Source organism: Pseudomonas sp. WAC2, assembly GCF_030403525.1.
In the GTDB taxonomy this organism is placed as follows: Bacteria; Pseudomonadota; Gammaproteobacteria; order Pseudomonadales; family Pseudomonadaceae; genus Chryseomonas; species Chryseomonas luteola.
The window spans coordinates 161,564-188,048 of record NZ_JAUEPD010000002.1; the positions used below are offsets into that span (position 1 = coordinate 161,564).

At 54.5% G+C, this 26,485-nt stretch carries 28 protein-coding genes, 1 tRNA gene and 1 other RNA gene; 15 read left to right on the forward strand and 15 right to left on the reverse strand.

Features of this window, described 5'->3' with window-relative positions; all coding sequences use genetic code 11:
- Position 1 precedes the first annotated feature (1 nt).
- The 11 genes from QWJ10_RS04805 to QWJ10_RS04855 all read right to left on the reverse strand — a co-directional run bounded on the left by QWJ10_RS04805 (position 2) and on the right by QWJ10_RS04855 (position 8,019).
- The gene (locus QWJ10_RS04805; protein WP_289924604.1) at positions 2 to 922 is read right to left on the reverse strand and encodes a hypothetical protein; all 921 of its coding nucleotides are present in this window, start codon (positions 920 to 922) and stop codon (positions 2 to 4) included.
- Entirely contained in the window at positions 922 to 1,212 is a 291-nt protein-coding gene (locus QWJ10_RS04810) for a hypothetical protein (protein WP_289924605.1), read from the reverse strand. The genes QWJ10_RS04805 and QWJ10_RS04810 overlap by 1 nt, the downstream gene beginning before the upstream one ends.
- A gap of 100 nt (positions 1,213 to 1,312) precedes the next feature.
- Positions 1,313 to 2,716: a DUF3631 domain-containing protein gene (locus QWJ10_RS04815; RefSeq protein ID WP_289924606.1), complete on the reverse strand. Its 1,404-nt coding sequence runs from the start codon at positions 2,714 to 2,716 to the stop codon at positions 1,313 to 1,315.
- On the reverse strand, positions 2,709 to 3,632 hold the full coding sequence (locus QWJ10_RS04820) for a toprim domain-containing protein (RefSeq protein WP_289924607.1): 924 nt from the start codon (positions 3,630 to 3,632) through the stop codon (positions 2,709 to 2,711). Before QWJ10_RS04820 ends, QWJ10_RS04815 begins: the two co-directional genes overlap by 8 nt.
- Before the next feature lie 3 nt (positions 3,633 to 3,635).
- Complete coding sequence (locus QWJ10_RS04825; RefSeq protein WP_197870916.1) at positions 3,636 to 3,851, reverse strand: hypothetical protein; 216 nt, start codon at positions 3,849 to 3,851, stop codon at positions 3,636 to 3,638.
- Complete coding sequence (locus QWJ10_RS04830) at positions 3,848 to 4,195, reverse strand: hypothetical protein (RefSeq protein WP_197870917.1); 348 nt, start codon at positions 4,193 to 4,195, stop codon at positions 3,848 to 3,850. Before QWJ10_RS04830 ends, QWJ10_RS04825 begins: the two co-directional genes overlap by 4 nt.
- A gap of 466 nt (positions 4,196 to 4,661) precedes the next feature.
- Positions 4,662 to 4,967, reverse strand: coding sequence for a helix-turn-helix domain-containing protein (locus QWJ10_RS04835; RefSeq protein WP_289924608.1), 306 nt, complete (start codon positions 4,965 to 4,967; stop codon positions 4,662 to 4,664).
- The gene (locus tag QWJ10_RS04840; RefSeq protein ID WP_197870923.1) at positions 4,968 to 5,192 is read right to left on the reverse strand and encodes an AlpA family transcriptional regulator; all 225 of its coding nucleotides are present in this window, start codon (positions 5,190 to 5,192) and stop codon (positions 4,968 to 4,970) included.
- A gap of 118 nt (positions 5,193 to 5,310) precedes the next feature.
- Complete coding sequence (locus tag QWJ10_RS04845; protein ID WP_197870925.1) at positions 5,311 to 6,231, reverse strand: hypothetical protein; 921 nt, start codon at positions 6,229 to 6,231, stop codon at positions 5,311 to 5,313.
- Between the two features lie 288 nt (positions 6,232 to 6,519).
- Entirely contained in the window at positions 6,520 to 7,725 is a 1,206-nt protein-coding gene (locus QWJ10_RS04850) for an integrase arm-type DNA-binding domain-containing protein (protein WP_289924609.1), read from the reverse strand.
- A gap of 207 nt (positions 7,726 to 7,932) precedes the next feature.
- A tRNA-Leu gene (locus tag QWJ10_RS04855) sits at positions 7,933 to 8,019 on the reverse strand.
- Between the two features lie 103 nt (positions 8,020 to 8,122).
- Here QWJ10_RS04855 and queA point away from each other — a divergent pair.
- The 6 genes from queA to QWJ10_RS04885 all read left to right on the forward strand — a co-directional run bounded on the left by queA (position 8,123) and on the right by QWJ10_RS04885 (position 14,115).
- A complete protein-coding gene (queA, locus tag QWJ10_RS04860) occupies positions 8,123 to 9,166 on the forward strand; it encodes a tRNA preQ1(34) S-adenosylmethionine ribosyltransferase-isomerase QueA (RefSeq protein WP_289924610.1) in 1,044 nt (347 codons plus the stop codon).
- A 10-nt stretch (positions 9,167 to 9,176) separates the two neighbouring features.
- Positions 9,177 to 10,295, forward strand: coding sequence for a tRNA guanosine(34) transglycosylase Tgt (tgt, locus tag QWJ10_RS04865; RefSeq protein WP_037030442.1), 1,119 nt, complete (start codon positions 9,177 to 9,179; stop codon positions 10,293 to 10,295).
- A 30-nt stretch (positions 10,296 to 10,325) separates the two neighbouring features.
- A complete protein-coding gene (yajC, locus tag QWJ10_RS04870; protein WP_010795334.1) occupies positions 10,326 to 10,664 on the forward strand; it encodes a preprotein translocase subunit YajC in 339 nt (112 codons plus the stop codon).
- Between the two features lie 63 nt (positions 10,665 to 10,727).
- The gene (gene secD / locus QWJ10_RS04875) at positions 10,728 to 12,596 is read left to right on the forward strand and encodes a protein translocase subunit SecD (protein ID WP_197870935.1); all 1,869 of its coding nucleotides are present in this window, start codon (positions 10,728 to 10,730) and stop codon (positions 12,594 to 12,596) included.
- Positions 12,597 to 12,605: 9 nt separating this feature from the next.
- Entirely contained in the window at positions 12,606 to 13,514 is a 909-nt protein-coding gene (gene secF, locus QWJ10_RS04880; protein ID WP_010795332.1) for a protein translocase subunit SecF, read from the forward strand.
- A 55-nt stretch (positions 13,515 to 13,569) separates the two neighbouring features.
- Entirely contained in the window at positions 13,570 to 14,115 is a 546-nt protein-coding gene (locus QWJ10_RS04885; RefSeq protein WP_010795331.1) for a glycine zipper 2TM domain-containing protein, read from the forward strand.
- Positions 14,116 to 14,165: 50 nt separating this feature from the next.
- On the opposite strand, the gene QWJ10_RS04890 is transcribed toward QWJ10_RS04885, so the two are convergent.
- The 4 genes from QWJ10_RS04890 to QWJ10_RS04905 are packed head-to-tail and all read right to left on the reverse strand — an operon-like array spanning position 14,166 to position 17,478.
- Complete coding sequence (locus tag QWJ10_RS04890) at positions 14,166 to 14,738, reverse strand: BON domain-containing protein (protein WP_010795330.1); 573 nt, start codon at positions 14,736 to 14,738, stop codon at positions 14,166 to 14,168.
- Positions 14,735 to 15,328 carry a phosphoheptose isomerase gene (locus QWJ10_RS04895; RefSeq protein WP_010795329.1) on the reverse strand — a complete coding sequence of 198 codons (594 nt, stop codon included), beginning with the start codon at positions 15,326 to 15,328 and terminating at the stop codon, positions 14,735 to 14,737. Before QWJ10_RS04895 ends, QWJ10_RS04890 begins: the two co-directional genes overlap by 4 nt.
- Positions 15,329 to 15,355: 27 nt before the next feature.
- On the reverse strand, positions 15,356 to 15,727 hold the full coding sequence (locus QWJ10_RS04900) for a YraN family protein (RefSeq protein ID WP_239381374.1): 372 nt from the start codon (positions 15,725 to 15,727) through the stop codon (positions 15,356 to 15,358).
- Entirely contained in the window at positions 15,724 to 17,478 is a 1,755-nt protein-coding gene (locus QWJ10_RS04905) for a penicillin-binding protein activator (protein ID WP_289924611.1), read from the reverse strand. Before QWJ10_RS04905 ends, QWJ10_RS04900 begins: the two co-directional genes overlap by 4 nt.
- Before the next feature lie 122 nt (positions 17,479 to 17,600).
- Between QWJ10_RS04905 and rsmI the strand changes: the two genes are divergently transcribed.
- From rsmI to mraY, 9 genes are all read left to right on the forward strand, one after another.
- Complete coding sequence (gene rsmI / locus QWJ10_RS04910) at positions 17,601 to 18,449, forward strand: 16S rRNA (cytidine(1402)-2'-O)-methyltransferase (protein WP_150346847.1); 849 nt, start codon at positions 17,601 to 17,603, stop codon at positions 18,447 to 18,449.
- Between the two features lie 51 nt (positions 18,450 to 18,500).
- An RNA gene (gene rnpB, locus QWJ10_RS04915) (RNase P RNA component class A) lies at positions 18,501 to 18,858 on the forward strand.
- A 289-nt stretch (positions 18,859 to 19,147) separates the two neighbouring features.
- Entirely contained in the window at positions 19,148 to 19,603 is a 456-nt protein-coding gene (gene mraZ / locus QWJ10_RS04920) for a division/cell wall cluster transcriptional repressor MraZ (protein ID WP_010795325.1), read from the forward strand.
- 2 nt (positions 19,604 to 19,605) lie between these two features.
- Positions 19,606 to 20,544: a 16S rRNA (cytosine(1402)-N(4))-methyltransferase RsmH gene (rsmH, locus tag QWJ10_RS04925; protein ID WP_289925050.1), complete on the forward strand. Its 939-nt coding sequence runs from the start codon at positions 19,606 to 19,608 to the stop codon at positions 20,542 to 20,544.
- Positions 20,541 to 20,834 (forward strand): cell division protein FtsL, encoded by a 294-nt coding sequence (gene ftsL / locus QWJ10_RS04930; RefSeq protein ID WP_125887729.1) that lies wholly within the window; start codon positions 20,541 to 20,543, stop codon positions 20,832 to 20,834. The genes rsmH and ftsL overlap by 4 nt, the downstream gene beginning before the upstream one ends.
- Complete coding sequence (locus QWJ10_RS04935; RefSeq protein ID WP_289925052.1) at positions 20,834 to 22,579, forward strand: penicillin-binding protein 2; 1,746 nt, start codon at positions 20,834 to 20,836, stop codon at positions 22,577 to 22,579. Before ftsL ends, QWJ10_RS04935 begins: the two co-directional genes overlap by 1 nt.
- The gene (locus QWJ10_RS04940) at positions 22,576 to 24,039 is read left to right on the forward strand and encodes a UDP-N-acetylmuramoyl-L-alanyl-D-glutamate--2,6-diaminopimelate ligase (RefSeq protein ID WP_289925054.1); all 1,464 of its coding nucleotides are present in this window, start codon (positions 22,576 to 22,578) and stop codon (positions 24,037 to 24,039) included. The genes QWJ10_RS04935 and QWJ10_RS04940 overlap by 4 nt, the downstream gene beginning before the upstream one ends.
- Positions 24,032 to 25,399, forward strand: coding sequence for a UDP-N-acetylmuramoyl-tripeptide--D-alanyl-D-alanine ligase (gene murF, locus QWJ10_RS04945; protein ID WP_289924612.1), 1,368 nt, complete (start codon positions 24,032 to 24,034; stop codon positions 25,397 to 25,399). The genes QWJ10_RS04940 and murF overlap by 8 nt, the downstream gene beginning before the upstream one ends.
- Positions 25,399 to 26,481 carry a phospho-N-acetylmuramoyl-pentapeptide-transferase gene (gene mraY, locus QWJ10_RS04950; protein WP_019366777.1) on the forward strand — a complete coding sequence of 361 codons (1,083 nt, stop codon included), beginning with the start codon at positions 25,399 to 25,401 and terminating at the stop codon, positions 26,479 to 26,481. Before murF ends, mraY begins: the two co-directional genes overlap by 1 nt.
- The last annotated feature ends 4 nt before the right edge of the window (positions 26,482 to 26,485 follow it).

Below are 26,485 nucleotides of genomic sequence, written 5' to 3' on the forward strand. Positions count from 1 at the left end.
GCTACCCAATCAGGTTTTCGAGAATAGCGTCACCTTCGGCCATATCGCTCCGGTCACTGGCGATGAGGTAACGAAAGACTAAAAGCGCCTCGGCTTTACTGCGCGGCCTGATCTCTGCCAATAGGCCAAACACAAGCCAATCCCTGGCGCTTGCCTCGCGCGGCCCGTCGCTGGCGTAGATGTCTACCGCGTTTCGTAAGAGGTAGAGCTGGTGCCAGTAATCAAGCTCATACAGGCAGTCGGATAACGTATGAGGCAAGAGAGTGGGGTGGGCCTTGAATCGCTCGGCGGCTTCCTCCTTGGCGTAGTCTCCCAGCATCCCACCAGCCTCCAGACCATGTAGCGCCTCGATGCAGAAAGCTTCCGCCTCGGTATCAGCGAAGAGGGCATCACCAAAGCGGGCCGTACCTTCTGCCTGCAGCTGCTGGCGCTCGATAGCCTTTTTAGCCAGTGACTCCAGATCACCAAAGCCAAACGACGATAAGGTAGCAAACAGGTTCTTAGGGTTAGTAGCGGTCAGGTAATCCCTGTATCGCCTCTCCAGCGTGTCCAGCGGCGTTTTAATCCGCTTTGCCGCTTCCATGGCTCGCTCAATTAGTGCGGCCTGTCCTGTATTGATGATTGAACGCAACCATAGAACCGCGTCTACCTCCCTATCACCTGTTACCCGTTCCTGTTTGGGTAGCTCCGGCATGCTGGGTAGCGTCTCGGTGCTCTCTCTCATGGGTGGAAGGGTGAACAGAGCGCTGTGCCTCTCGTTATCCCTAAAGGCTCCAGAACGTGAAACCAGGGTTTTCACTGTGCCCAACGGCAGGCCGGTTGCCTTGGCTACTTCCTTGAGCGAATGACGGCGGCGTAGCTCGATCACTTGCTGGCGCAGGGCATCATCCAGGCGCGGTTTGTTACTAGATAACGGGCTCATCAGCGCACCTCCGCATCAGGCCAGCGATAGCGAGCGGCTTCCAGCGCCTCGGTATGGGTCATGGGTTCACTAATCATCGTGCAAAGGGTTTTACCGCTTAGGGTGATCTCCCAGTGCATCTTTCGGGCTATACCGTCATTGGCAGATAGCTCGGCCAGTAACTCCAGGCGATGCGATTTCACATAGCGGCGAACGTCATCGGTGATCCTAGCTCTAGGGGATACAAAAACGCGGCTTCCCTTGCGCTGAGCGCGTAGACCTAACTGCTTCAAGTAGTCGATAGCGGCCATTAGATTTCCTCCCCGTCTTCTTCATCCGGTAGGAGGGGGTCTAAATCTTCTACACCTCTACAAGTCGCGTCGTTATTGGGCTGTAGCGTTTTTTTATCCTCTACACTGCGACCCTGTGTAGAGGTTTGAAAATCGCTGGAGGCCGCGCCATTACTGGGTGTAGAGGTGTAGAGGAATTTGAGGGGGTAGCTGAGGTAAGGTAACGGTCCCAAACCTCTACAAAGTCATTTCGTTCATATCCCATCTTCCCTGATTCGTAGCCAATACGAACCTGTTTGGACTTGATCCCAAACTCTCCAAGCTTTGTTTTTAGCTGGCGTATCGACATAGGCTTGCCTCTGTTCCAGGTAGCCCAGGGTGCTTCATCATCTACCAACAAAGCTTCCAGTAGATGAGCGCTGAATAACTTGCTGGCCTGTTTCTCGTCGAAGATGGTCTTGATGTCCGCCAGTAGTTCTACACCCACGCTTGGCGATTCACCCTCAAGGCCATGCAAGGTGATAGCAGCCTGTCTGGCAAGGCGGGGCCACTCTCTACCAGCAGCCTCAGCAATCGCCAGCAGAGGCTCCCAGCAATCGTTGGCGCGGTCGTTCAAGCCCTCAATAGGCTTGGGGCGTGCTGCACCAATGGTTAGGGCATGGTCATCAGCAAAGCGAGCGATACGGCAGCGTAGGCGCTCCCATAGGGCCGGGTCAGAATGACGTAGGCGCTCGGCCTGTTCTCCAGGCTTCTTGCGGCGTAGACGTAGCGGAATGCTACGGTCGGCTAGGGTGTCGGCAATCTTGCCAATACCGCATAAGGCTTTGGCTCCCCATAGCTTGAATTTGGTGGGCATGTGATCGTCACCTACGCAGCGGATCACGAAAGCGCTGTCTCGGGTAAACCCCGCATTCAGGATGCCGCGGGCTTCTTCGTTGTCGCGCAGGAAAGCGTCTACCTCATCAATCAGTAGGGTAGGGTTCCATAGCTCAATAGAGCGAAAGAGGGCCGCTGTAGCGATGTCTGAGACCTGCATAGGCCGGTAGGCCAGCTTGCCAAGAGCGGAAAGCATGACGGTCTTGCCACAGCGCTTCTCCGGTGCGGTGATATTGGCGATTGGGGCAACCTGTACCGAGTCAATCAGCCATGTAAACACTACCCACAGCGCAGCCGCTCGAAGCGTCTCCTTATCAGCAATGACGTGACGGCCAAGTGCCTCGACTATCTCGTCTAATAGGTCAACTCCATTAACCGGATCGGGCCATGCCTCTACCTCATCAAAGATGCCGCCTTGGGAGGTTTCCTTTTGCTCTGGAGCGGTCAACCGGTCGAACTCCGCCATGCTCAGTGCCTTGCTGGCCTTGGCCTGCTGGCGCACCCGGGCAAAGTCGGCTTCGTTGGTCTTTCGCATCTGGCGCAGGGCTTCCAGAATGGCAGGCTCATAGATTGCGCCGGGGTCATCTGGTAGCCGCTGGAGTGCGTTCTGGATAGGGCTTTTGGGTTCCAGGCGAATTACCTTATTCATGGCGAACGCTCCAGCAGGAGAGGTCATTAAAGTCACTCAGCGCCAGCGGTGCGTCTTCTGGCCAGTCGGGGAAAACCACCTCAGCGCTAACAGCCAGTGCCGCGGCATTAGCAGCGGTGCGTCCAGGGTTGCCGGGTGTCTGGCGGTCATCGTCGCCAGCAATGACAAGACGGGCAGAGGGATAGCGGCTCTTTAGCTGGAGCGCCACCTCCAGGAGGTTGCCTGCATTCATGGCGCAGGCCACGGCGCTATCTGTAGCCTGTCGGAGGGTTGCGCCAGTGGCCCAGCCCTCACAGATATAAAGGGTCTGGTTCTCACCAATACTGCCAAGGGGTGAGTAGCTACCCTTGACCCGTCCGCCTGCTAAAAAACGCTTCGAGCCAGCAGGGGCGATGCGCTGGAGGTTTACCAGCTGCAGCGAGTGATAGAGCGGCACTAACAGTTCATTGCCGCGCTGGCGCAGGCCGTGGGGCCTCATCTGCTTACGCATCAGGTAGGGGTGCTCAGGATCGGCAGGCCGTGATTCATGCCACCAGCGGTTAGCCCAGTCCTCAGCATCCAGCCAACGTTTCTGTAGTTCGGCTTCGCGCTGGCGCTTGGCTTGCTCGATACGTTGGGCAATTAGTTGGCTTTCCAGCGGATCGGCAGGCTTGCGAATGCTCCAGCGGTGCACTTCACCCACTTTCCACGAACCAAACGCGCCAGACGCAATACCGTCCAGATACAGGACATACCAGCCGTTCAAAGCGCCGGGCTTGTCGCTGGGCACACGGAAGCGGTGGATAGCTCCGTCTGCAATGGGTAGCCAATCAAGCGCGCCATAGACGTTTTGTAAGGCATCCCGAAAGGCTATTTCTACTTTCTCCAGGCAAAGTGGGGCCGCTCCCGCCAGTTGGCAGGTTTTTAAAACATTCATGGTTTAGCCCTCTTGCGTCAGCTGGCGCAGTTCGTGACCCAGCGCCAGATAGTGCTCAGGCCGGATAAGGTTCTGATCCATTAGGCAGGACAGATAGCCACTCCCAAGCAATACGGCGATGTACCGCTCGCTATAAGGCCGCTCACTGTTCTGCGCTGTCTCGAAGTAGCCAAACAAGGTGCCTTGCTGGAGAGTGTTTAAAAGCAGGGAAGCTTTCATGCTTGGCCCCTCCGCTTGCTGGTGGAGTTGGCCGCTGGCCGGGCGGCTAGTTGCTTCACTTGAGCCTGAATGTTGTGTTCAGTATCACTGAGGTTAGTGATTAAATGCCCAAGACTTTCCAGCATCCAACCAACATCAGTAACGGCATCGGCTGAAAGTCCGGTCTCGTTGTTCGAGGCAGTACAGGCCAGCAAGTTACCGATACCCGATATACCTAGCGCCAGCGTAGCTACTTGGCTGCATGCCATTCGCTCTGCTTTAGCAAGGCGCTCGGTATCCATACGCTGCAGGTCTTCATAGTTAGGAAGCAGATCGTTCCACTTTGGGAGGTCAGCGACGTTCATTGCACACCTCCCACTTCCAGGCTGCGGGCCTTAGTCATATGGGTGTTGTAGCGAGCAAGGCGAACGGAAAGGCTAGAGTTAGCGTACAGGGCAGAAAAGGCCATAGCTTTGTGCGCGGCGGCGCGTGCTTTGGACGGATTTAGGGTAAGGGTGTGACGCATAGGTATAGCTCCAAGTTTGGAGCCGTCACCGCTTGCGGCCAAGCAAGGAATGGCGACGGCTGTACGCGGGTTGGCCGACCGGGAAACTTGGAACCCGGCATACCCGAAGGTATCCCACGCACAGCCGCCATAACACAGCATTGCAGGCACAAAAAAAGCGCCAGCAATAGTATGGGGGCGCTTGTGCGCCAAGTTTCTTACCGACCGGCCAAGGTCGGCTGGTGGATTTGCACCAGCGAGCGCAGGGTAATCCCGGCCCATACAGCTTGCAACCCCCTGTTTCATGTTTAGGAAGCGTCCCGTCATCATGCGGCCTCCATTGCACCAGCAAATTCAGCGCTCAGGTAGTACAAGGCAATACCGTGATGCGTGCGGCCTTGGTCATCGGTAAGCGTAATGCGCTGGGTTCGGATCAGGTGCCCCGCTTCACGCAACTCCTTTATTCGGGCGGCTGGCATCATGATGTTGAGGTCACGTCTGGCGCTGATCGTATCTACAGGGCCAGCTTGCAAGCGCAACAATAAGCGGGTGCGTTGAGCGTTGGCGCTGGTATCATGGATGCGTGATTTCTTAGGGCTGGCCTGTTGGTCGGCCTTTTCTTCGCCTGTCATTTACGCGGCCTCCCCTTGGCTCTCGGCAATGCGAGCATCTATCCAGGCGATGATCTCAGCCTCGACCCATGCAACAGACTTTGGACCTAGATTGATCTGCTTAGGGAAGCGCCCATTAGCAATGCGGCGGTATATCTCAGTGGTGGAAAGGCCGGTGTAGTCTTTCACCTTGGGAAGCTTGATAAAACGGCGGGGGAGTAGATCGGTAGTGGTTTTAATAGCCATCGTCAGCACCTTAGTGGGTGGTTTGGGTAAGTGACGATGCAAGGTTGGCAGGATTGGTTTTGGTTATGTCCTATCAGGGTCTAGTACAACCCTAATAGGGTTGTGGGGCTTGACAGGTTTACTGATCTTTCCTCTCCTTCTTGTCTTTAATGCAGCGGTCAATAGCATTTTTTAGCTTGGCGGCTATAACACCCTTTCCGGTAGGAACTGTTGCGCCAATAAGATCAGCATATTTTATAAGTGCAGCTTCATCGGGATAGCACTCGCCCTCTAAGGGGTACTTAGCCTCACGGGCTAGTACGTATAACAACCGTTCAAAAGTTGCACGCTCTCGAGGATCTATTTCTTTAACTGGGCTGGCCCAATTTGAGACTTTATCTAACAGACTTTTTAGGTCTTTTAAGTCTTGTAGTTTGCTTTCTGCCACTAGCCTTGCGGTTTGCTCTCCACTCGCCTTATCTAACGCCTCGGTTAGTTTTTCTTCCGTCTCGACTCTGCCGCGCCGCTCCTCGTTTAACTCTCTTCTTAATAATTCATTATCTTCTTGGATTAGTTCTAGCTGCTTAACTCTTACTCTTAACTCGGAGACCTCTGATTCAGCTTCAAAGCGAGCGATTCGCTCCGCTTCAAAATTTTCAGCCAAATCGTGCTGGCCCTGCTGGCGCAGTTGCTCTTGTCTTAAAACTAGAAGTTCTGGATCGCTTCCAGATCTTTGCTCAGGTTTATTGTGGGCGGGGGCTGCATTGCCATAAAAGTGCTCAGACGGTGCACTAGTCATGGTTAAGTAACCAGCAGCGGCGGCAGCTCGATCTTCTGCTTCTTCAACCAGTGTATCAATCCAACTTCTTGCCAAAAGAACAGCCCCAATACGAGTGCTGCCATTAGCAGTAGATATTTCAGTTGGTGTTAATCCGGCATTTACTGCGTAAAAAAAATCGGCTAAATCCCACATGCGTAAGCTGTCTACGCCAGATGTGGGTTCAACCAGCCCCATGATTACGACACGATCGCGTGGAATTATCGTCTCAGGCTGGCTCATAGAGCGGATAGTATCCGCTACTTCTGCGGCTAGATGGCGGGGGTTTAAAGGGCAGTTATCAGACCACTCGCTAACAAGTTTATCCAATGCAACACGGCCTGGTCGTGACCCCATCCTTCGCCCTCCCAGGCGCTCCCGAATAATTAGATGGCTGGTCAGGCGGATGGGAAGTCCGCTTTTCACCCCGTCGGGCTAGACCAGCAAAGCTTTCACTGCATAGATAAACAGTAGTTTCGATTGTATGGGAAGTATAGGGAATTTTGGAAGGCTATTTGCTACTACAACTATTTATGCTTTTCGTAGCGGCACCACATTAGCGCCAGTGCACAGCGCGTCTATTGAATCAGCCCAGTCCTGCATCATCTGGCGGCGCTGCTCCAGGTAGGTGGCATGGTTATAGGTGTCGCGTATCTCGTCGTTATCGCCATGCGCCAGCTGGCGCTCGATCCAGTCCTTGTTGTAGCCCCATCCGTTCAATTTAGTACTTAACAGATGCCGGAAGCCGTGGCCGGTCTGGCGATCCTTGTATCCCAACTCAGCCAAACACTTGTTTACCGTGTTCTCGCTCATTGGCCGTTGTGCATCGTTTCTGCCAGCAAAAACCAGCTCATATGAGCCGGTGATTTCCTGCAGCTGGCGCAGAAGCGCTATGGCCTGTGAGGGCAGGGGAACGACATGTGGGCGTCTGGCTTTCATGCGCTCGGCTGGAATAGTCCAAGTCTTTGACTCCAGATCGAACTCACTCCAGGGGGCGCTGCGTAGCTCTCCCGGGCGAACGCCTGTGAGTAGAAGCAAGCGAATAGCGAGGGCGGTTGGCCTGTAGCAGTTAGACGAGTCAAGTTTTTCTAAAAGAGTAGGAATTTCAGAAAGCGGAACGTGCGGGTGGTGCTTGGTTCGTGGCGCATGAGCAGCCACTACGTCTAGATCAGTTGCTGGGTTCACTTCTACAAGGCCTTTAGCCAATCCAAAGCGGAAGATCTGGCCTAACCATTGGCGAACCTTTCTTGCAGCATTAAATGCTTCGCGCTTTTCCAGGCGGCGCACCAGCTCTACAAGCTCGGGCCGCGTAATGTCTTTTACAGGCCGGGAGCCAATGACAGGAAGAATGTCGCTTTCCAAGTACTGCAATGCCTTGGTTGCCGTTGCCTCAGCCCAGCGGGGCTTGTTGTAGGCGTACCACTCACGCGCCAGCATCTCTAGGGTGTGAGTTTGTGCTGCTAGAGCTATTTTCTCGGCTTGCTTGTTGGCGCTAGGGTCTATGTCATCCGCTAGGAGTTTTCGCGCATCGTCTCGGCGCTCACGAGCCTTGGCTAGCGTAACGGCAGGGTAGGTACCTAGACCTAGCATTTTAGCCTTGCCAGCGAACCGGTACCGATAGCGCCAAAGCTTGGAGCCGTTGGGCGTAATCTCTAGGCAAAGACCCAGTGCATCGCTTAAGCGATAGAGCTTATCGCGTGGTTTGGCGTTCTTGATGGCGGTATCTGTGAGTGCCACGTTGATTCCCTTCAAGCTGCGCCAGACGTGCCGCTCAGCTAAAAATGTGAGTAGAAAATTTGACCGAACTCGATCTACTCACCAATCTACTCACATTAGATTGGGCTTACAAGGGAAGGCTTGGGAATCATAGGCACAAAAAAACCGGCTCTAGGGCCGGTTCTTCTGGGGTTTCGGGACTTGGTGGGAAGTCCTGAAAACTTTGTATGGTGCCTCGGGAGAGACTCGAACTCTCACTCTGTCGCCAGAAACGGATTTTGAATCCGCCGCGTCTACCGATTCCGCCACCGAGGCAATGGCGGCGCAGTATAGGGATGAGATTGTTTCGAGTCAACGCTTTAAATGGTCTTATTTCATCTCTTCCGGTAAGCTGTGCGACCTTTCGAGATGAGCCTGCATGCAAGTTTCCGATTTTTATTTTGAACTACCTGAATCGCTCATAGCACGTCATCCGCTATCCGAGCGCCGCGCAAGCCGGCTGCTGGTGCTGGACGGACCTTCTGGAGCGATCAATCATCAGCAGTTTTCCGACCTGCTGGACTATCTGCGTCCAGAGGATCTCATGATCTTCAACGATACGCGGGTTATTCCTGCGCGATTGTTTGGGCAAAAAGCCAGTGGCGGAAAGCTTGAAATACTTGTCGAGCGTGTCCTAGATGAATTCAGGGTCTTGGCTCATGTGCGTTCCAGCAAGTCTCCCAAGCCGGGTGCAGTCATCCATGTCGAGGGTGGCGGAGAGGCGGAGATGCTGGCGCGGCATGATGCGCTGTTTGAGCTGCGCTTTGCAGAGCCTGTGCTGGGGCTTCTGGAGCGGGTAGGGCACATGCCGCTGCCGCCCTACATTGATCGCCCGGACGATGAAGAGGATCGTGAACGGTATCAGACCGTTTATGCCCGCAATGCAGGGGCTGTGGCTGCACCGACGGCAGGGCTGCATTTTGACGAAGCCATGCTGCAAGCCATTCGCGAAAAAGGTATCGAAACCGAATTCGTGACGTTGCATGTGGGGGCCGGTACGTTCCAGCCCGTTCGGGTTGATCGCATCGAAGATCATCATATGCATCGAGAGTGGTTGCAGGTCAGTCAGGCGGTCGTCGATGCCGTCGAGCGCTGCAAGGGCCGTGGCGGGCGCGTCATTGCAGTGGGCACGACCAGTGTCCGCTCCTTGGAAAGCGCTGCGCGTGACGGTCAACTCAAGGCTTTTAGTGGCGATACGGATATCTTCCTTTATCCTGGCAAGCCTTTTCACGTTGTCGATGCGCTGGTGACCAACTTTCACCTGCCCGAGTCGACGTTGCTGATGCTGGTTTCGGCTTTCGCAGGTTATCCCGAGACAATGGCTGCCTACGCCGCTGCCGTTGAGCAAAACTACCGTTTCTTTAGTTATGGTGATGCCATGTTCATTACCCGTAACCCAAACGCCAAAGGGCCAGAGTCCTGAAATGAGCTTCATGAAGTTTGAGTTGCTGGCGACCGAAGGCCGGGCCCGTCGAGGCCGACTGAGCTTTCCTCGCGGCGTAGTCGAAACCCCTGCGTTCATGCCGGTTGGCACATACGGCACCGTCAAAGGCATGTTGCCACGGGACATTGAGGCGATTGGGGCACATATCATCCTGGGGAATACATTCCACCTGTGGCTGAGGCCTGGGGTCGAAGTCATTGGTCGTCACGGCGATCTGCATGACTTCATGCAATGGAAGGGCCCTATCCTTACGGATTCTGGCGGCTTTCAGGTATTCAGTCTGGGTGCGCTGCGCAAGATCAAGGAAGAGGGCGTCTACTTTGCGTCGCCAGTCGATGGTGCCAAGGTCTTCATGGGGCCGGAAGAGTCCATGGCCGTTCAGCGAGCGCTGGGATCGGACATCGTCATGATCTTTGATGAGTGCACGCCGTATCCTGCCGACTTCGATACAGCCAAGCGCTCCATGGAGCTGTCGCTGCGCTGGGCCAAGCGTTCACGTATTGCCCATGGTGATAGCCCTTCGGCGTTATTTGGCATTGTCCAGGGCGGAATGCATGAGGAGCTACGTCTGCGTTCGCTGGAGGGGCTGGAAAACATCGGTTTCGATGGTTACGCCATCGGCGGGCTTTCAGTGGGAGAGCCGAAGGAAGAAATGATCAGGGTTCTGGACTTTCTTCCGCCGCATCTGCCTGCTGACAAACCTCGTTACCTCATGGGTGTTGGAAAGCCGGAAGATCTGGTCGAAGGTGTGCGGCGTGGCGTCGACATGTTTGATTGTGTAATGCCTACACGTAACGCACGTAATGGGCACTTATTCATTGATACCGGCGTTCTCAAGATTCGTAATGCTGTCCACCGGCATGACGATTCACCCTTGGATCCGACCTGCGACTGCTATACCTGCCGCAACTTTTCCCGTGCTTATCTGCATCACTTGGATAAATGCGGCGAAATGCTAGGCAGCATGCTGAATACAATCCATAACCTGCGTCACTATCAACGGCTGATGTCTGGTTTACGTGATGCTATTCAACAGGGTAAATTGGCCGACTTCGTCGATTCCTTCTATGCGCGCCGCGGCTTGCCTACCCCGCCGTTGGCAGATTGATTTCCAGACTTTGCAACAGGAGTTATTGCAATGAGCTTTCTGATCCCCGCTGCCTATGCCCAGGAGACTGCTCCGGCGGCTGCCGCACCAGGTGGTGAATATATTCAATTCATTTTCCTGATCGGTTTCGTGGTCATTTTTTACTTTCTGATCTGGCGTCCACAGGCCAAGCGTGCCAAGGAACACAAGAACCTGCTGGGCAATCTGCAGAAGGGTGACGAAGTGGTAACGTCCGGCGGTATCGCTGGACGTGTAGTAAAGGTGACGGATGATTTCGTGGTTATCGAAGTATCCGATACTGTCGAACTCAAGTTTCAGAAAGGTGCGATTGCCGCTACGTTGCCCAAGGGCACGTTGAAAGCTATCTAATCCTACCTCTAGGTATATGCACGGGGCGCGCAAGGCGCCTCGTTTCTTAATCCGGGCGGTGTCATGCTCAATAAATATCCCTTATGGAAATACCTGCTGATCCTGGCAGTGCTGGTGGTCGGCTTCATTTATTCCGCGCCCAATCTCTACCCCGATGATCCTGCTATTCAAATCAGCAGCTCAAGCACGGAACTGACGGTGAGTCAGGCGGAATTGGATAACATTACCAAGGCGCTGGCCGACGCCAATATCAGCGTAAAGGCTGTCGATCTTGCCAGTGATGGTAAGCGCGGGCTCATTCGGTTGAGTAAGGCGGATGATCAATTGCCGGCTCAGGACGTAGTGCGCAAGGCCTTGGGTGATGACTATGTCGTTGCGCTTAACCTAGCCCCGACTACGCCCGAATGGCTGCGCAAGCTTGGCGCAAGTCCAATGAAGTTGGGTCTTGACCTGTCGGGTGGTGTGCATTTCCTGCTATCCGTTGATATGGATAAGGCTGTCGATGCACGTATGAAGGTGTACGACAGCGAAGTGAAGACACTGCTTCGTCGCGAGAGAGTCCGCTACCGCAGTCTTCCCCAGCAGGGCAATGTCATTCAGCTAGGCTTTGCTGATGCGCAAGCACTGGAACAAGCGTCCGATCTGATCCGAAAGAATTACAACGACTTCGTTCTGACAAATGAAGCGCGTGACAATCTTCAGGTGCTACGCCTTGAACTGTCTCAGGCGAAGCTGACGGAGATTCGTGAATATTCCATCAAACAGAACCTTACTACGGTTCGTAACCGTGTGAACGAGCTGGGTGTGGCCGAGCCGCTTGTTCAGCGTCAAGGCGCTAACCGTATCGTAGTAGAGTTGCCTGGCGTACAGGACACTGCAGAAGCGAAGCGTATTCTCGGCAAGACGGCGAACCTGGAGTTCCGTCTGGCAGCAACGCAAGATACTCCACGCAGTGCTACAGAAAGCTTTGAGTTCCGTGATGCCGGTCGTCAATCCGTTCCGCTGGAACGCAGTGTAATCATCACGGGTGATCAGGTTACAGACGCTTCTGCAAGCTTTGATGAAAATGGTCGCCCGCAAGTGAACATCAAACTGGATGGTCACGGTGGTGATCTGATGAGTCGTGCTACGCGTGGGAACATTGGACGCAGCATGGCCGTTGTGTTCATTGAGCAGAAGCCGGTGACTCGCTACGAGCGTCAGATCGTTAATGGTGTTGAAAAGGATGTCGCCGTACCAAGCTTCCAGGAAGATCGCCGTATTATCAGTCTGGCTACCATCCAGTCAGCGCTGGGCAACAGTTTCCGTATTACAGGGCTGAATGGTTCTGGTGAAGCCTCCGAGCTTGCGCTGCTGTTGCGTGCTGGTGGTCTTGCCGCGCCCATGTATTTCGCTGAGGAGCGAACGCTGGGCCCAAGCCTTGGTGCAGATAATATTGCCAAGGGCCTTGATGCTGCGCTCTGGGGAATGGTTTTTGTCTCCCTGTTTATCATCGTGATCTACCGCGTCTTTGGCGTGATCGCGACAGTGGCGTTGGGCTTCAACATGGTTCTTTTGATCGGGTTGATGTCTGTCCTTAATGCAACGCTTACGCTGCCAGGCATTGCCGGTATCGTTCTGACAATGGGTATGGCGGTTGATGCCAACGTATTGATCTTCTCGCGTATCCGCGAAGAACTGGCGAATGGTATGCACGTACAGCGAGCCATTCATGAAGGTTTCAGCAGGGCGTTCAGTGCGATTGTCGATGCCAACCTGACTACGCTTCTCGTCGGCGCGATCCTGTTTGCAATGGGCACCGGCCCGGTCAAGGGCTTCGCTGTCACAATGTCGCTCGGTATTTTCACCTCCATGTTCACAGCCATCATGGTGACTCGCGCAATGGTCAACCTGAGCTTTGGCGGCCGTAACATCAAGAAGCTGTGGATTTGAGGAGCTGCGATGAAACGAACCATTAATTTCATGGGCGTGCGCAATGTTGCGTTCGCCCTGACACTGGTGCTTACATTGATTGCCATTGGTAGCCTGGCTATCAAGGGACTCAATTTTGGCTTGGATTTCACAGGCGGAACCCTGATTGAGCTGCGCTATGAGAAAGCAGCGGATTTGGGAAGCATTCGTACTCAACTGGAGCGTTCGGGCTTTAAGGATGCTGTTGTTCAGAGCTTTGGTGCGACTACCGATGTGCTGGTACGTATGCCCGGCGATGATGCGCAGCTAGGTCAGAAGGTTGCGGCTGCACTGCAGCAGGCCAGTAACGATAATCCGGCTTCTGTTACGCGTGTCGAGTTCGTAGGTCCCCAGGTAGGGGAAGAGCTGCGGGACCAGGGTGGACTCGGAATGCTTCTGGCGCTGGGCGGGGTATTGCTTTACGTCGGCTTTCGTTTCCAGTGGAAGTTTGCGTTGGGGGCGATCCTGTCTCTCGTGCACGACGTTATTGTTACGCTTGGCGTGCTGTCGTTCTTCCAGGTTACGTTCGATCTGACCGTTCTGGCTGCAGTACTGGCTATCATTGGCTATTCATTGAACGACACCATCGTGGTGTTTGACCGGGTACGTGAAAACTTCCGTGTTTTACGCAAAGCAAGCCTGATCGATAACATCAACATCTCTACTACGCAGACACTTCTCAGAACCTTGGCGACCTCCATTTCCACATTGTTGGCAATTACAGCATTGCTGGTTTTTGGAGGCGATAACCTCTTCGGTTTCTCGGTTGCCTTGTTTATTGGTGTGCTCGCAGGAACTTATTCTTCGATCTATATCGCAAACGTTGTGTTGATCTGGCTGAATTTGAACTCGGAAGACCTGATACCACCAGCAGCAAAGGAACTTGATGACAGGCCTTGATGTCCAAGGCTTGGAATAAGGTGGATGCCTTGTTGGTGAATCAGGAGAGATTGACGTGAATAAATCGATGCTCGTTGGAACGGTATTGGGCGCAGTTCTGGTTACGGCTGGAGGTGCTGTTGCCTATGGTGTTTCAGATCGAGGTCCAAAGTTCGCTGAGGTCGTAGCCGTCCAACCGGTCAAGGAAACGATCAAAACGCCCCGTGAAGTCTGTAAGGATGTAGCGGTTACACATCGCCGGCCTGTACAGGATCAGCATCAGATTGCTGGGACTGCCATCGGCGCTGTAGTCGGTGGTCTGCTGGGTAATCAGGTCGGTGGGGGTAATGGCAAGAAGCTTGCTACTGTCGCCGGGGCTGTGGGTGGAGGTTACGTAGGTAACAAAACCCAGGAGCACATGCAGAACTCCGATACCTATACCACCACGCAAAAGCGCTGCAGCACGGTTACAGACGCGAGCGAAAAAGTGGTGGCTTACGACGTCAAGTATCTGCTGGATGGCAAGGTGGGGCAGGTCCGCATGGATCGTGATCCCGGTAAGCAGATCCCCGTACAGGGTGGTCAGCTGGTATTGGCCGAGCAGACTGCTTCCGTACAGTAAAAAAGTAACCACAAAAAAACCCGCCATATGGCGGGTTTTTTATGCTCGAATCAGTCAATGTACTCGAAGAGTTTCACGATCCTTTGAACACCAGAGACGCTCTGAGCAACGTTTGTGGCCAGATTGGCTTCTTGGTGCGTCACCAGGCCAAGCATGTAAACAATGCCATTTTCCGTGACTATCTTGATACGAGAGGCAGGCACACTGTTATCAGTAAGCATCTTGCTTTTGATCTTTGTGGTAATCCAGGTGTCGTTGTTGCGAGCTAGCAAAGAAGAGGGCTCAAGTACCTGGAGTTCGTTATGAACCAGCTTTACACGTTGTACGTTGCGCGCAACCTGCTCGGCCTGTGCCTTGAGTTCTGGACGCGGAGTCTGGCCGGCCAGTAGAACTACTCCGTTATAGCTGACAACGACAATGTGCGACTTATCCAGGTCAGGGTTAGCCTTGGATATATTCACTTTTGCCTTGGTCTCGATCAGTGAATCATCAATCTTGCTACCGATGGTCCGCGTACCGCGGTTGTCCGCGATGGGGTCGTCACGGGTTGCGCTTAGAAAGCCGCTGCAGCCGCTGAGTACGACGGTGAGGGCGAGGCAGGACAGTGCCAAGCATTTTTTCATTCTTCACTCCCGAACAGTTGCTGATCTATCTGGTCGCACAGGCAGTGGATGACTAGCAGATGCACTTCCTGAATGCGTGCTGTTACTTTGGCTGGGACGCGAATCTCGATATCTTCTGGCAGAAGCAGCGAGGCCATGCCGCCCCCGTCTCGCCCGGTAAGCGCTACAACTGTCATCTCGCGGTCATGGGCAGCTTGTATGGCCTGGATTATATTGGCTGAGTTTCCGCTGGTGGAAATGGCAAGCAGTACATCGCCAGGCTGGCCCAGCGCCCGAATTTGCTTTGAGAAGACTTCGTTGTAGCTATAGTCGTTCGCAATTGAGGTCAGGGTCGAGCTGTCGGTTGTCAAGGCGAGGGCGGGCAGGCTTGGGCGCTCACGCTCAAAACGATTGAGAAGCTCTGATGAAAAATGCTGGGCATCTCCTGCGGAGCCACCGTTTCCGCAGGACAGGATTTTTCCTTCATTCAATAGTGCATTGACCATTACCTGGCTGGCATGCTCGATGTGAGGAACAAGCACATCCATGGCCTGACGCTTGGTCTCAATGCTGTCCAGGAAAAGTTTGGTAATGCGGGCTTGCGTGTCCATCGGGTTTGCTTGACCTTGTAAAACTACTCAGGAATCGAATGCGTTCTTGATCCATTCGAGATGCGAAGAGGTACTGCCGGCTGCAGGGCTGAGCGCAACAACATCAAAGCGGCAAGGGGATTTAGCCCAACGAGACTCGCTTTGAAGAAAAAGCTGTGCGGTTGCAATCAGACGTTGACGCTTTCTGGCGTCAATGCTTTCAACGGCTCCGCCCCAGGCAATATGACGCCTGGAGCGTACTTCTACAAATACTACTGTATCCCTGTCGAGCATGACCAGATCAAGCTCGCCGCTACGCCGCGACCAGTTGCGGACTACAAGTTTGAGCCCTTGTTTCTGCAGGTAGGCAAGCGCTTGATCTTCGGCGGCCTGCCCACTTTCTCGCGTCGTGGTTTTCACAGCGTACCGGATTGTGAAACAGGCTGAACCTGCCCATTGACGAACTGGGCCCAAGGTAGTCTGCGCATCACGCGCTGCGTCGGGCTTAGTGTCAGGTCACCTGACAGGCCATTTATTTGCGTATTGGGGAGCGCCTTGAGCTGTGGCAGACGAGTAGAAAGCAAGTAAGCATCTGCTCCCATGGCATATAGGCGACCCAGGCTGCTGGACGCTTGGGGCCACTGAGTGACGACCTTGCGGCGAACAGGATCGTTGGTATTAAGCAGCCACGGTGTTTCGCAGAACTGAATTCCGTTCAGGTCCTGATCCTGAGCAGGGTTGCTGCTGCCGGAATACAGGTGTGAAGTGGCGTAGACGGGTATATCTCCAGCATATTGATACGCCAGCGTAGGCTTGATCTGGCGAGCCTGTTGGGGTGTTGCTGCAAGGAAGATAAAGTCAATGCTTTGCCCGCCCTGACGGTTTTGCAGCAGACGCGTAATCTGGCGTGCCAGCTCTACCGGCTGATCGATTCGCTCGGCTCCAAGCAGCATGCCGCCCTTTGCCCGCCACTCCTGGTCAAAGGCTGCCAGTACACGGTCGCCCCAATCGCCGCGCGGAACCATCGCTACCGCAGTGTGCTTGCCTTCTTCTGCTGCGCGGTCGGCCGCTTCGCGTGCCTCATCCTCTGCCGCCAGACCGAACTGATAGAGCTGCTTTGGGCCTACGCCTTGGCTGTCGCTGTAGTTGAGCGCAAGAGTAGGCAAAGGTAGCTGTTGATGATCGCTGAGTTGCTTGACCAGGCTTTTCTCTAGCGGACCAACCACCAGCTGGGCGCCGTCGGCTTTGGCCTGACGATAAAAGTCGTCAATGGAGCGGACCTGTGTGCTGTCGTAAAAGGATACGGCAGGAGGTGTCTGGCCGTTTTGCTGACTCTCGTAAAGCGAAGCCATGAAGCCGTCCTGTAAGGCGCGGGATACATTGGCAAGTTGTCCCTGTTGCGGTAGCAGCAAGGCGATATGTGTCAGCGGCTGCTGCTCCAGGTTGCGCAGCTTTTCAAGCGCTTGCGGAAGATGCGAGGCGGCTGGATGATTTGGATTCTGCTTGCGCCAGTCATCAATGGCGGCGAGCTGATCATCCAGTGAGCCGTTTGAATGAGTGATAGCGGCCAGTGCCAGCCAGCCATTAAGCTCATTGTTGCCTGCCACAGATTGGAGTTGGTCGGCAGGAAGAGCCGAAATCAGGCTCCAGATGGCTTCGTGGTTGGCGCTGGCCTGATCACTTTTGAGAAGCGGGGCAATAAAAATGCGCTCCTTGGCTGCCGCCAGGGTCTGGTTGTCTGCCTGCAGGGCGCGTGCCTTTACCATGGATACACTGATCTGCTGCTCGACAGGCAGCTCGCTCAGGTGTTCGAAGCCAGGCTGTTGGAGTGCTTTCAGAGCCTCCTTTGGCTGATTTTCCGCTAAAGCAATTTCGCCTCTCAGGGTGCTGGCGTATACCTGCGGTATAGGCTTCAATTGCTGCAGTTGAATGCTGCCCAGTATCTGCTTGGCCTGCGTGAAGTTTTGCTGCTTGTAGGCAATCTCGGCAGCGGAGAGGCGCAGCATGTTGGCCTTCTCTGATGTATCACTACCTGCCTGCTCAAGCAATTGCTGTATGTTGGCCTGGGGGATACGAGGCAGCTCACCTAATGTGTTGGAAGGCGAGCTTGCACAGGCGGCAAGTAGGCTAATAAGTGGAACGCTAACTAGCGTACGCAGGCGAACAGTCATGGCGTAATTCCTGGCGCAAAACAATTAATTGGCTGGATTGTAGCGAGTGCTGGTGAGCGGCGCGAATAGCGATGCCTCGAAACGCGTACAATGGAGGCCTTTATTGATACAAGAGTTTCATTATGAGCACTCCCGGCACGCTTTATATCGTCGCGACCCCCATAGGTAATTTGGAGGACATCAGTGCTCGGGCGCTTCGCATTCTGAAAGAAGTGTCGTTGATTGCCGCTGAAGATACGCGCCATTCTTCGCGCTTGTTGCAGCATTTCGGGATCAATACCCCTCTGGCCGCTTGCCATGATCATAATGAGCGCGAGCAGGGTGGGCGGTTCATCAACCGTTTGCTCGAAGGGGGGAGTGTTGCTCTGGTCTCCGATGCAGGAACACCCCTGATTTCCGATCCGGGTTTCCATCTGGTGCGACAGGCGCGTGCTGCGCAAATCCCTGTTGTGCCAGTTCCGGGAGCCAGTGCTGTCATAGCGGCACTGTCAGCGGCCGGGCTCCCATCTGACCGGTTTATTTTCGAGGGCTTTCTGCCTGCAAAGGCCACGGCGCGACGAAGCCGCCTGGATGCCTTGAAGCAGGAAGAGCGGACCTTGATTTTCTACGAGGCGCCCCATCGGTTGCTGGAAAGTGTTGAAGATCTTGCTGCAATCATGGGAGACGAACGCGTTGCTGTATTAGCCCGTGAACTGACCAAGACGTTTGAAACCATCAAGGACGCACCGCTTGGTGAGCTGGTCGACTGGATCCGATCCGATTCCAATCAACAGCGCGGAGAGTGCGTTTTATTGATCTCCGGTTACGAGTCGCCTGAAAAGGATTCCCTGACGCCCGAGGCGGTGCGAATTTTAAATATATTGCTCGCTGAAATGCCTCTCAAACGCGCGGCTGCGTTGGCCGCTGAAATCACAGGAGAGCGTAAGAACATGCTGTACCAATTTGCTTTGGAGCAACAGAACAAGCATTAGGAAAAGATCAAGGTTGTTATACGCCTGGCATCTAGGTACCCTTGCGCCCGGAGAGTCGATCGGACAGTCGCTGCTCCCGCTGCGCAAGCAGCAGGAGGGGAGGAAAGTCCGGGCTCCATAGGGCAAGGTGCCAGGTAACGCCTGGGAGGCGTGAGCCTACGGAAAGTGCCACAGAAAATAACCGCCTAAGCGCGCAAGCGCCGGTAAGGGTGAAAAGGTGCGGTAAGAGCGCACCGCACGGCTGGCAACAGTTCGTGGCTAGGTAAACCCCACCTGGAGCAAGACCAAATAGGAATCCATAGGCGTGGCCCGCGCTGGATTCGGGTAGGTTGCTTGAGGCAGTCAGTGATGGCTGTCCTAGAGGAATGACTGTTCTCGACAGAACCCGGCTTACAGATCGACTCTCCACTCACTCTTCCTTCTCCTGCTTCACATCCTTGCTGATAACCCTATCTGAGAAATTACTTTAACTAGTCGAGGCAATTAGTTGAGTTAATTTCCGTTTGTCGGAAAAGTATGTTCGTCACCGTTTCGCTAAAAGCCCCATAATTTCTGTAACTCCTTAGTCTGCAAGCCTTTTTGTGCCATGGCCTCGCCTTGACGGTGGGGGGAGCGCGTCAATATAGTGTGCCCGGTGGTACGAAGTGGTTAAAAGTGGGATTTAATGGTAGGGAAAGCCAGCCAAAGGAAGAAGCAACTTGTTCCGTGGAGCGAATGCCATCAGCCTTGACGCCAAGGGGCGCCTTACGATGCCGAGCCGGTATCGTGATGAGCTTCTAGAGCGCTGTGCCGGCCAGCTCATCGTAACGATTGATGCCATTGATACTTGCCTTTGTGTTTATCCCCTTCCCGAATGGGAAATCATCGAAAGCAAACTCCGTGAACTTCCATCTTTAAGAGAAGAAACACGTCGTTTGCAGCGTTTGCTAATCGGTAATGCGGTAGACCTTGAGCTGGATGGGAACGGGCGCTTTTTAGTGCCGCCCCGCTTGAGGGATTATGCTCGTCTGGATAAGCGCGCTGTACTGGTAGGGCAGCTGAACAAGTTTCAGCTGTGGGATGAGGATGCCTGGAATGGTCTGTGTGAAAGCGACCTCAAGGCAATCAAGGAACCCGGCGGTTTGCCGGAAGAACTGCGCGATTTAATCCTGTGAATATGACCACTACGTTCAGCCATGTCACTGTCTTGCTCGACGAAGCCGTCGAAGCCCTGGCTGTGCGTCCCGAAGGCCTCTATGTCGATGGCACATTTGGCCGCGGAGGGCATAGCCGTGCAATTCTTGCACGACTTAAAAGCGGAAGCCTGCTTGGTTTCGACAAGGATCCCCAAGCGATCCAGTCGGGACAAGCACTGGCGGCCGAAGATGGCCGCTTTGTCATTGTGCAGCGAAGCTTTGCCGACATAGGCGAAGAACTGTTGCAGCGCGCCTGGATGGGACGTACGGATGGCGTGCTTCTCGATCTGGGCGTGTCCTCTCCTCAACTGGATGATCCCGAGCGCGGGTTCAGCTTCATGCATGATGGTCCTCTGGATATGCGTATGGATCCCTCTCGCGGTATAAGCGCCGCCGAGTGGATTGCAACCGCACCGGAAGATGAAATCAGTCGCGTATTCAAAGAGTACGGTGAAGAGCGATTCGCCAAGCGGATGGCCAGGGCTGTGGTACAGCGCAGGGACGTCACACCCTTTACGCGTACGGCTGATCTGGCCCAGGTATTGACTGACGCGAATCCTGCTTGGGAAAAAGGCAAGCATCCTGCCACGCGAGCGTTTCAGGGTATCCGGATTTTCATCAATAACGAGTTGGGCGATCTGGAAAGAGGTCTGGAAGCGGCCTTTGAAAGTCTGGCCGTAGGCGGCCGGCTCGTGGTGATCAGTTTTCACTCTCTGGAAGACAGAATCGTCAAGCTCTTCATGCGTCGCCTGGCTAAGGGCGAGGCCGATAAGCTTCCACGAAATCTTCCTATTCGTACGCTGGCTTTTGAGCCCCGCGCCTTGCTGGTAGGCAAGCCTGTGTATGCCTCCGAGGCTGAACTGTCCGTCAACCCTCGGTCCCGAAGTGCAGTCATGCGTATTGCGGAGAAGCTGCGATGAGTAGTCTCTTTGTAAAGCGTCTGCCCAAGGGCAGTACGACCATGTTGGTTCTATTCATGGCCGTCCTGCTGTCCGCTGTTGCTGTCGCTTACAGCGCCCACTGGAACCGGCAGTTGCTTAATACCCTGTATTCCGAGTTAAGCGTTCGAGACAAGGCCCAGGCGGAATGGGGGCGTCTGTTGCTTGAGCAAAGCACCTGGACGGCTCACAGCCGCATCGAGGCATTAGCCAGCGATCAACTCAAGATGCGCATTCCTGATCCTGAAGAGATCAAGATGGTGGCGCCATGATGAAGCTGGAGGGCATTCAACATCCATGGCGATTTCGCCTGGTTGTCATTGGCTTGGCAGGTATGGTCGCCGCTATTGGCTGGCGTGTCGTTGACCTGCATGTCATTGATCGTGCCTTCCTCAAGGGGCAGGGAGATGCCCGAAGCGTCAGAACCATTCCCATTGCTGCCCACCGTGGCCTGATCACGGATCGTAATGGTGAGCCGCTGGCTGTCAGTACGCCTGTCAGCACACTCTGGATAAACCCTAAGGAGCTGGCTGGTGCCAAAGATAAATGGTCGATTCTGGCGGAGTCTGTAGGCCAGCCTTACGGCGATTTGGCAAAGCGTCTGGAGCAGAATTCAAATCGAGAGTTTCTTTACCTGGTTCGGGGAATAACACCGGAGCAGGGCGAAGCCGTCATGGCTACGGTCAAGCAGCACAAGATTCCTGGTGTTTATGACATCGAGGAATTTCGCCGTTTTTATCCGGCGGGTGAAGTGGCTGCACATGTCGTGGGGTTTACCGACATTGATGATCGCGGCCGTGAAGGCGTTGAGCTGGCGTTCAATGATTGGCTGGCTGGTGTCCCAGGCAAACGGCAGGTTCTGAAAGACCGGCGAGGTCGGGTCATCAAGGACGTTCAGGTTGCAAAAAACGCTAAGCCGGGCAATTCGATTGCCTTGTCCATTGACCTGCGCCTTCAGTACCTTGCAAATCGCGAATTGCGCAACGCACTGGCGCAGTTTGGCGCAGTGTCCGGTAGCCTGACGATGGTTGACGTTAAGACTGGCGAGATCCTCGCCATGGTTAACCAGCCTACCTACAATCCGAACAACCGTCGCAATCTGAACCCGGCCAGCATGCGCAACCGGGCCATGATCGATGTGTTCGAGCCAGGATCCACCATGAAGCCGCTTTCGATGAGCGCTGCTCTTGAAAGTGGACGCTGGAAGCCATCGGACACGGTGAATGTTTATCCTGGTTATCTGCAGATCGGCCGTTACACGATTAAGGACGTGGCTCGCAGCCAGGGCCCCCTGGACCTGACAGGTATTCTGATCAAGTCCAGTAACGTGGGCATGAGCAAGATTGCTTTCGATATCGGCGGCGAAACCATTTACAACACCATGCGCCAGTTTGGCCTTGGGCAGGACACTGGTCTGGGCTTTCCCGGTGAGCGTGTAGGCAATCTACCCAACTACCGTAAGTGGCATCCAGCAGAAACAGCCACATTGTCATATGGCTATGGTCTTTCCATCACCGCTATCCAGCTGGCGCATGCCTACGCTACGTTAGCCAATGATGGAAGTTTTATCCCGTTGTCCCTGACACGCGTTGAGCGTTCCCCTCAAGGCTCCCAGGTGGTTCCTCAACAGGTAGCCAAAACCCTTCAGGGAATGCTGCAGCAGGTAGTTGAAGCGCCTACCGGTGTGTTCCGTGCTCAGGTGCCGGGATATCACGTGGCTGGCAAGAGTGGTACCGCCCGTAAGGCCGCAGTAGGTGCCAAAGGATATACCCAGAATTCCTATCGTTCCCTTTTTGCCGGCTTCGGGCCGACCAGCAATCCGCGTATTGCCATGGTGGTCGTCATTGATGAGCCCAGCAAGGGCGGATATTACGGCGGCGTGGTCTCTGCGCCTGTTTTCAGCCGAGTCATGGCGGGTGCTTTGCGACTCATGAATGTTTCCCCCGACAATGTCGCTCCGTTGCCAGAGCAGGAGCAAGCCAGCGCTACTGAAGTATCCAGTGGAGGGCGTGGCTGATGATGTCTCTCACCCGGTTGATACCGCAGGCCAGTAGTGATGTTTCTGTAAAAGCACTTTGCCTGGACAGTCGACGTATCCAGCCAGGATCCGTTTTTTTTGCAGTACCTGGCGGAGTGCGTGATGGGCGTTTACATATTGCCGAAGCGATTGCCAATGGTGCCTCGGCAATCGTCTATGAGGCAGATCAAGCCCCCGATTTGCCTCCCGCTTCGGTACCTCTTGTGCCAGTCAAAGAGCTGGGCGCCGAGCTTTCAGCCATTGCAGGGCGTTTTTATGGCGAGCCCAGCGCTGCTCTTACGCTGATAGGCGTTACCGGTACCAATGGTAAGACCAGCGTGACGCAGCTAATCGCCCAAGCCTGTGATCGCCTAGGGCAGCGCTGCGGCATCGTAGGCACGTTGGGGACAGGGTTTTGGGGAGCACTTGAGGCCGGTCGACATACCACGCCAGATCCCTTTGCGGTTCAGGCAGCGTTGGCTGCACTCAAGGAGCAGGGTGCTCAAGCTGTTGCAATGGAGGTTTCTTCTCATGGTCTGGAGCAGGGCCGTGTGGCGGCTGTGCAGTTTGATGTGGCCGTGTTCACCAACCTGTCTCGAGATCATCTTGATTATCATGGCACGATGGAGGCTTACGCCGCCGCAAAGGCCAAGCTTTTCCAGTGGCCGTCTTTACGGGCACGTGTAATCAATTTGGATGATGAGCAGGGCTGTCGCCTGGCTGAAGTCGAGCATGCCTCTCGGCTTATTACGTTCAGCCTGGAAAATCCCGCCGCTACGCTGTATTGCAAACACATCGCTTTTAGCGATGCGGGTATCGAGGCGAGTCTTGTAACGCCAGAGGGAGAGGCCGGGCTGGTCAGCCCATTGATTGGTCGCTTCAATCTCAGCAACTTGCTCGCAGCGATAGGGGCTCTGCTGGGTATGGGATTCACTTTGAGCCATATCCAGCGTGTAATGCCTGAGCTTCAGGGACCCGTCGGGCGAATGCAGCGCCTGGGAGGCGGTACGCAACCCCTGGTCGTTGTCGATTATGCCCATACTCCTGACGCGCTTGAACAAGTTCTGGTTGCCTTACGACCTCATGCCAAGAGGCGATTGATCTGCGTGTTTGGCTGTGGTGGTGATCGAGACAGTGGCAAGCGCCCGCTGATGGCTCGCATTGCTGAGCGGCTGGCCGATGCCGTTATCGTTACCGATGACAATCCTCGTACCGAGTCCAGCGCTCGAATTATCGACGATATCCGTGCCGGTTTTAATGAACCGGCGCGTGCCACATTTATACCCGCTCGCGACGAAGCCATTGCGTATGCCATTGGAGAGGCTTCCCGTGACGACGTAGTGCTCATTGCTGGAAAAGGGCATGAGGACTATCAGGAGGTCAACGGGGTTAGGATGCCTTTCTCTGATCTGGAGCAGGCCGCTCGCGAGCTGGTTGCAAGGGATGAAAGCCATGCTTAAACCAATGTTTCTCCAGGATTTGACCGAACCGCTTTCAGCTTCCCTGAAAGGTGGAAATGTAAGTTTTACAGCGGTCTCTACGGACAGTCGCACACTTGAGGCTGGACAACTCTTTGTTGCACTTACAGGGCCTCGGTTCGATGGTCACGCGTATCTATCCAGCGTAGCGGCGAAAGGCGCTGTCGCTGCATTGGTAGAAAAAGCGCAGCCTGGCCTGGACATTCCTCAGCTAATCGTCAAAGACACCCGTGTCGCCCTGGGGCAGTTGGGTGAGCTTAACCGGCTCTCGTTTTCTGGCCCTGTGGTTGCCGTGACGGGGTCAAGCGGCAAGACCACAGTCAAGGAAATGCTGGCTGCCATTTTGAATACGCTGGGCTCGACACTGGCAACTCAAGGCAATCTGAACAACGACCTGGGTGCTCCGCTGACGCTATTGAGGCTGGAGCAGAGCCATCAGTATGCCGTTATCGAGCTGGGAGCCTCACGCCTGGGCGAGATCGCCTATACCGTAGGACTGACCCATCCCCACGTCTCGATCATTACCAATGCAGGACGAGCCCATGTAGGAGAGTTTGGTGGCGTCGAAAAGATTATCGAAGCCAAGGGTGAAATCCTGGAGGGGTTGGCAGCAAACGGCACTGCCATATTGAATCGAGACGATCAGGCCTTCGAAATATGGAGAAAGCGTGCCAAGGGGCGCAACGTTATCAGCTTTGGCCTGAATGACACGGCTATATTCCGGGCTGCGAATATTGTTCGTGATGCTCATGGCTGCCCTTCCTTCACGCTGCTCAGCCCGGCGGGTTCTACTGACATTCAGCTAAATCTGCTAGGCGAGCACAATGTTGTCAATGCACTGGCCGCGGCCGCGGCCGCCCATGCCCTGGGTGTGGAGCTTGCACATATTGTCCAGGGGCTTGAGGCGTTGCAGCCGGTCAAGGGGCGGACAGTAAGCAAACTGGGTATCAACGATTCACGTGTTATCGATGACAGTTATAACGCCAACCCCGGCTCCATGAAAGCCGCTGTCGATGTACTGACAGGGTTTTCTGGCCGTACCGTTCTTGTCTTGGGCGATATGGGTGAATTGGGCGAATGGGCTGAATCTGCTCACCGCGAAGTCGGCGAGTATGCGAAAGGTAAGGTATCCGCTTTCTACGCCGTAGGTCCTCTCATGAAGCATGCCGCTGAGGCATTTGGGGCCGATGCACGGCATTTCGATGATCGGGCTGCGTTAATCGAGGCATTGTTTCTCGAGGCGGCTCCTGAATCCACATTTTTGATCAAAGGTTCGCGTAGTGCGGCGATGGATAACGTCGTTTTCGCGCTGTGCAATAAAGATGTTGAGGAGAAACACTGATGTTGCTGCTGTTGGCGGAGTTCCTGCAACAGTTTTACAAGGGCTTCGCGGTCTTTCAGTACCTGACCCTACGCGGCATTTTTGGCGTGTTGACAGCGCTTGTGCTTTCGCTTGCCTTGGGGCCATGGATGATCCGTACCTTGCAGATACGGCAGATTGGCCAGGCAGTACGTAACGATGGTCCGCAGTCGCACCTTTCAAAGTCGGGTACACCTACGATGGGGGGCGCGCTCATCCTAACGTCGATTGGTATCAGCACGCTGCTTTGGGCTGATCTTTCCAATCGATATGTGTGGACCGTGCTGGCCGTTACATTCTTATTCGGTGCCATTGGCTGGGTGGATGACTATCGCAAGGTAATCGAAAAAAATTCTCGAGGCTTACCCAGCCGGTGGAAATATTTCTGGCAATCGGTCTTCGGCTTGGGAGCAGCAATCTTCCTTTATGTGACAGCCAAGACACCTATCGAGACGACATTCATTGTCCCGCTGCTGAAAAACATCGAAATCCCGCTTGGGATTTTCTTCGTTGTGCTGACCTACTTTGTGATCGTCGGATCCAGTAACGCCGTTAACCTGACTGATGGCCTGGACGGTCTGGCCATTATGCCGACCGTAATGGTAGGTGGTGCCTTGGGTATCTTTTGCTACCTATCCGGTAACGTGAAGTTTGCTGATTACTTGCTGATTCCCTACGTAGAAGGTTCTGGTGAGCTAATCGTCTTTTGTGGCGCGCTGATCGGAGCCGGACTGGGCTTTCTGTGGTTCAACACCTATCCCGCCATGGTTTTCATGGGTGATGTGGGCGCACTGGCGCTGGGTGCGGCACTGGGCACCATTGCGGTCATCGTCAGACAGGAAATTGTGCTCTTCATCATGGGTGGGGTGTTTGTGATGGAGACCCTGTCAGTAATGATTCAGGTTGCCTCCTTCAAACTCACCGGCCGTCGTGTTTTTCGCATGGCACCGATACACCACCATTTTGAACTCAAAGGCTGGCCTGAGCCGCGCGTTATCGTCCGGTTCTGGATCATCACCGTAATTCTGGTGCTGATCGGCCTGGCTACGTTGAAGCTGAGGTAAGACA

What these genes read in the sequence shown, in the direction of transcription:
- QWJ10_RS04805 (WP_289924604.1), bottom strand. Translation starts at nt 922, where the DNA reads ATGAGCCCGTTATCTAGTAACAAACCGCGCCTGGATGATGCCCTGCGC.
- QWJ10_RS04810 (WP_289924605.1), bottom strand. Translation starts at nt 1,212, where the DNA reads ATGGCCGCTATCGACTACTTGAAGCAGTTAGGTCTACGCGCTCAGCGC.
- QWJ10_RS04815 (WP_289924606.1), bottom strand. Translation starts at nt 2,716, where the DNA reads ATGAATAAGGTAATTCGCCTGGAACCCAAAAGCCCTATCCAGAACGCA.
- QWJ10_RS04820 (WP_289924607.1), bottom strand. Translation starts at nt 3,632, where the DNA reads ATGAATGTTTTAAAAACCTGCCAACTGGCGGGAGCGGCCCCACTTTGC.
- QWJ10_RS04825 (WP_197870916.1), bottom strand. Translation starts at nt 3,851, where the DNA reads ATGAAAGCTTCCCTGCTTTTAAACACTCTCCAGCAAGGCACCTTGTTT.
- QWJ10_RS04830 (WP_197870917.1), bottom strand. Translation starts at nt 4,195, where the DNA reads ATGAACGTCGCTGACCTCCCAAAGTGGAACGATCTGCTTCCTAACTAT.
- QWJ10_RS04835 (WP_289924608.1), bottom strand. Translation starts at nt 4,967, where the DNA reads ATGACAGGCGAAGAAAAGGCCGACCAACAGGCCAGCCCTAAGAAATCA.
- QWJ10_RS04840 (WP_197870923.1), bottom strand. Translation starts at nt 5,192, where the DNA reads ATGGCTATTAAAACCACTACCGATCTACTCCCCCGCCGTTTTATCAAG.
- QWJ10_RS04845 (WP_197870925.1), bottom strand. Translation starts at nt 6,231, where the DNA reads ATGAGCCAGCCTGAGACGATAATTCCACGCGATCGTGTCGTAATCATG.
- queA (WP_289924610.1), top strand. Translation starts at nt 8,123, where the DNA reads ATGCAAGTTTCCGATTTTTATTTTGAACTACCTGAATCGCTCATAGCA.
- tgt (WP_037030442.1), top strand. Translation starts at nt 9,177, where the DNA reads ATGAAGTTTGAGTTGCTGGCGACCGAAGGCCGGGCCCGTCGAGGCCGA.
- yajC (WP_010795334.1), top strand. Translation starts at nt 10,326, where the DNA reads ATGAGCTTTCTGATCCCCGCTGCCTATGCCCAGGAGACTGCTCCGGCG.
- secD (WP_197870935.1), top strand. Translation starts at nt 10,728, where the DNA reads ATGCTCAATAAATATCCCTTATGGAAATACCTGCTGATCCTGGCAGTG.
- secF (WP_010795332.1), top strand. Translation starts at nt 12,606, where the DNA reads ATGAAACGAACCATTAATTTCATGGGCGTGCGCAATGTTGCGTTCGCC.
- QWJ10_RS04890 (WP_010795330.1), bottom strand. Translation starts at nt 14,738, where the DNA reads ATGAAAAAATGCTTGGCACTGTCCTGCCTCGCCCTCACCGTCGTACTC.
- QWJ10_RS04895 (WP_010795329.1), bottom strand. Translation starts at nt 15,328, where the DNA reads ATGGACACGCAAGCCCGCATTACCAAACTTTTCCTGGACAGCATTGAG.
- QWJ10_RS04905 (WP_289924611.1), bottom strand. Translation starts at nt 17,478, where the DNA reads ATGACTGTTCGCCTGCGTACGCTAGTTAGCGTTCCACTTATTAGCCTA.
- rsmI (WP_150346847.1), top strand. Translation starts at nt 17,601, where the DNA reads ATGAGCACTCCCGGCACGCTTTATATCGTCGCGACCCCCATAGGTAAT.
- rsmH (WP_289925050.1), top strand. Translation starts at nt 19,606, where the DNA reads ATGACCACTACGTTCAGCCATGTCACTGTCTTGCTCGACGAAGCCGTC.
- ftsL (WP_125887729.1), top strand. Translation starts at nt 20,541, where the DNA reads ATGAGTAGTCTCTTTGTAAAGCGTCTGCCCAAGGGCAGTACGACCATG.
- QWJ10_RS04935 (WP_289925052.1), top strand. Translation starts at nt 20,834, where the DNA reads ATGAAGCTGGAGGGCATTCAACATCCATGGCGATTTCGCCTGGTTGTC.
- murF (WP_289924612.1), top strand. Translation starts at nt 24,032, where the DNA reads ATGCTTAAACCAATGTTTCTCCAGGATTTGACCGAACCGCTTTCAGCT.
- mraY (WP_019366777.1), top strand. Translation starts at nt 25,399, where the DNA reads ATGTTGCTGCTGTTGGCGGAGTTCCTGCAACAGTTTTACAAGGGCTTC.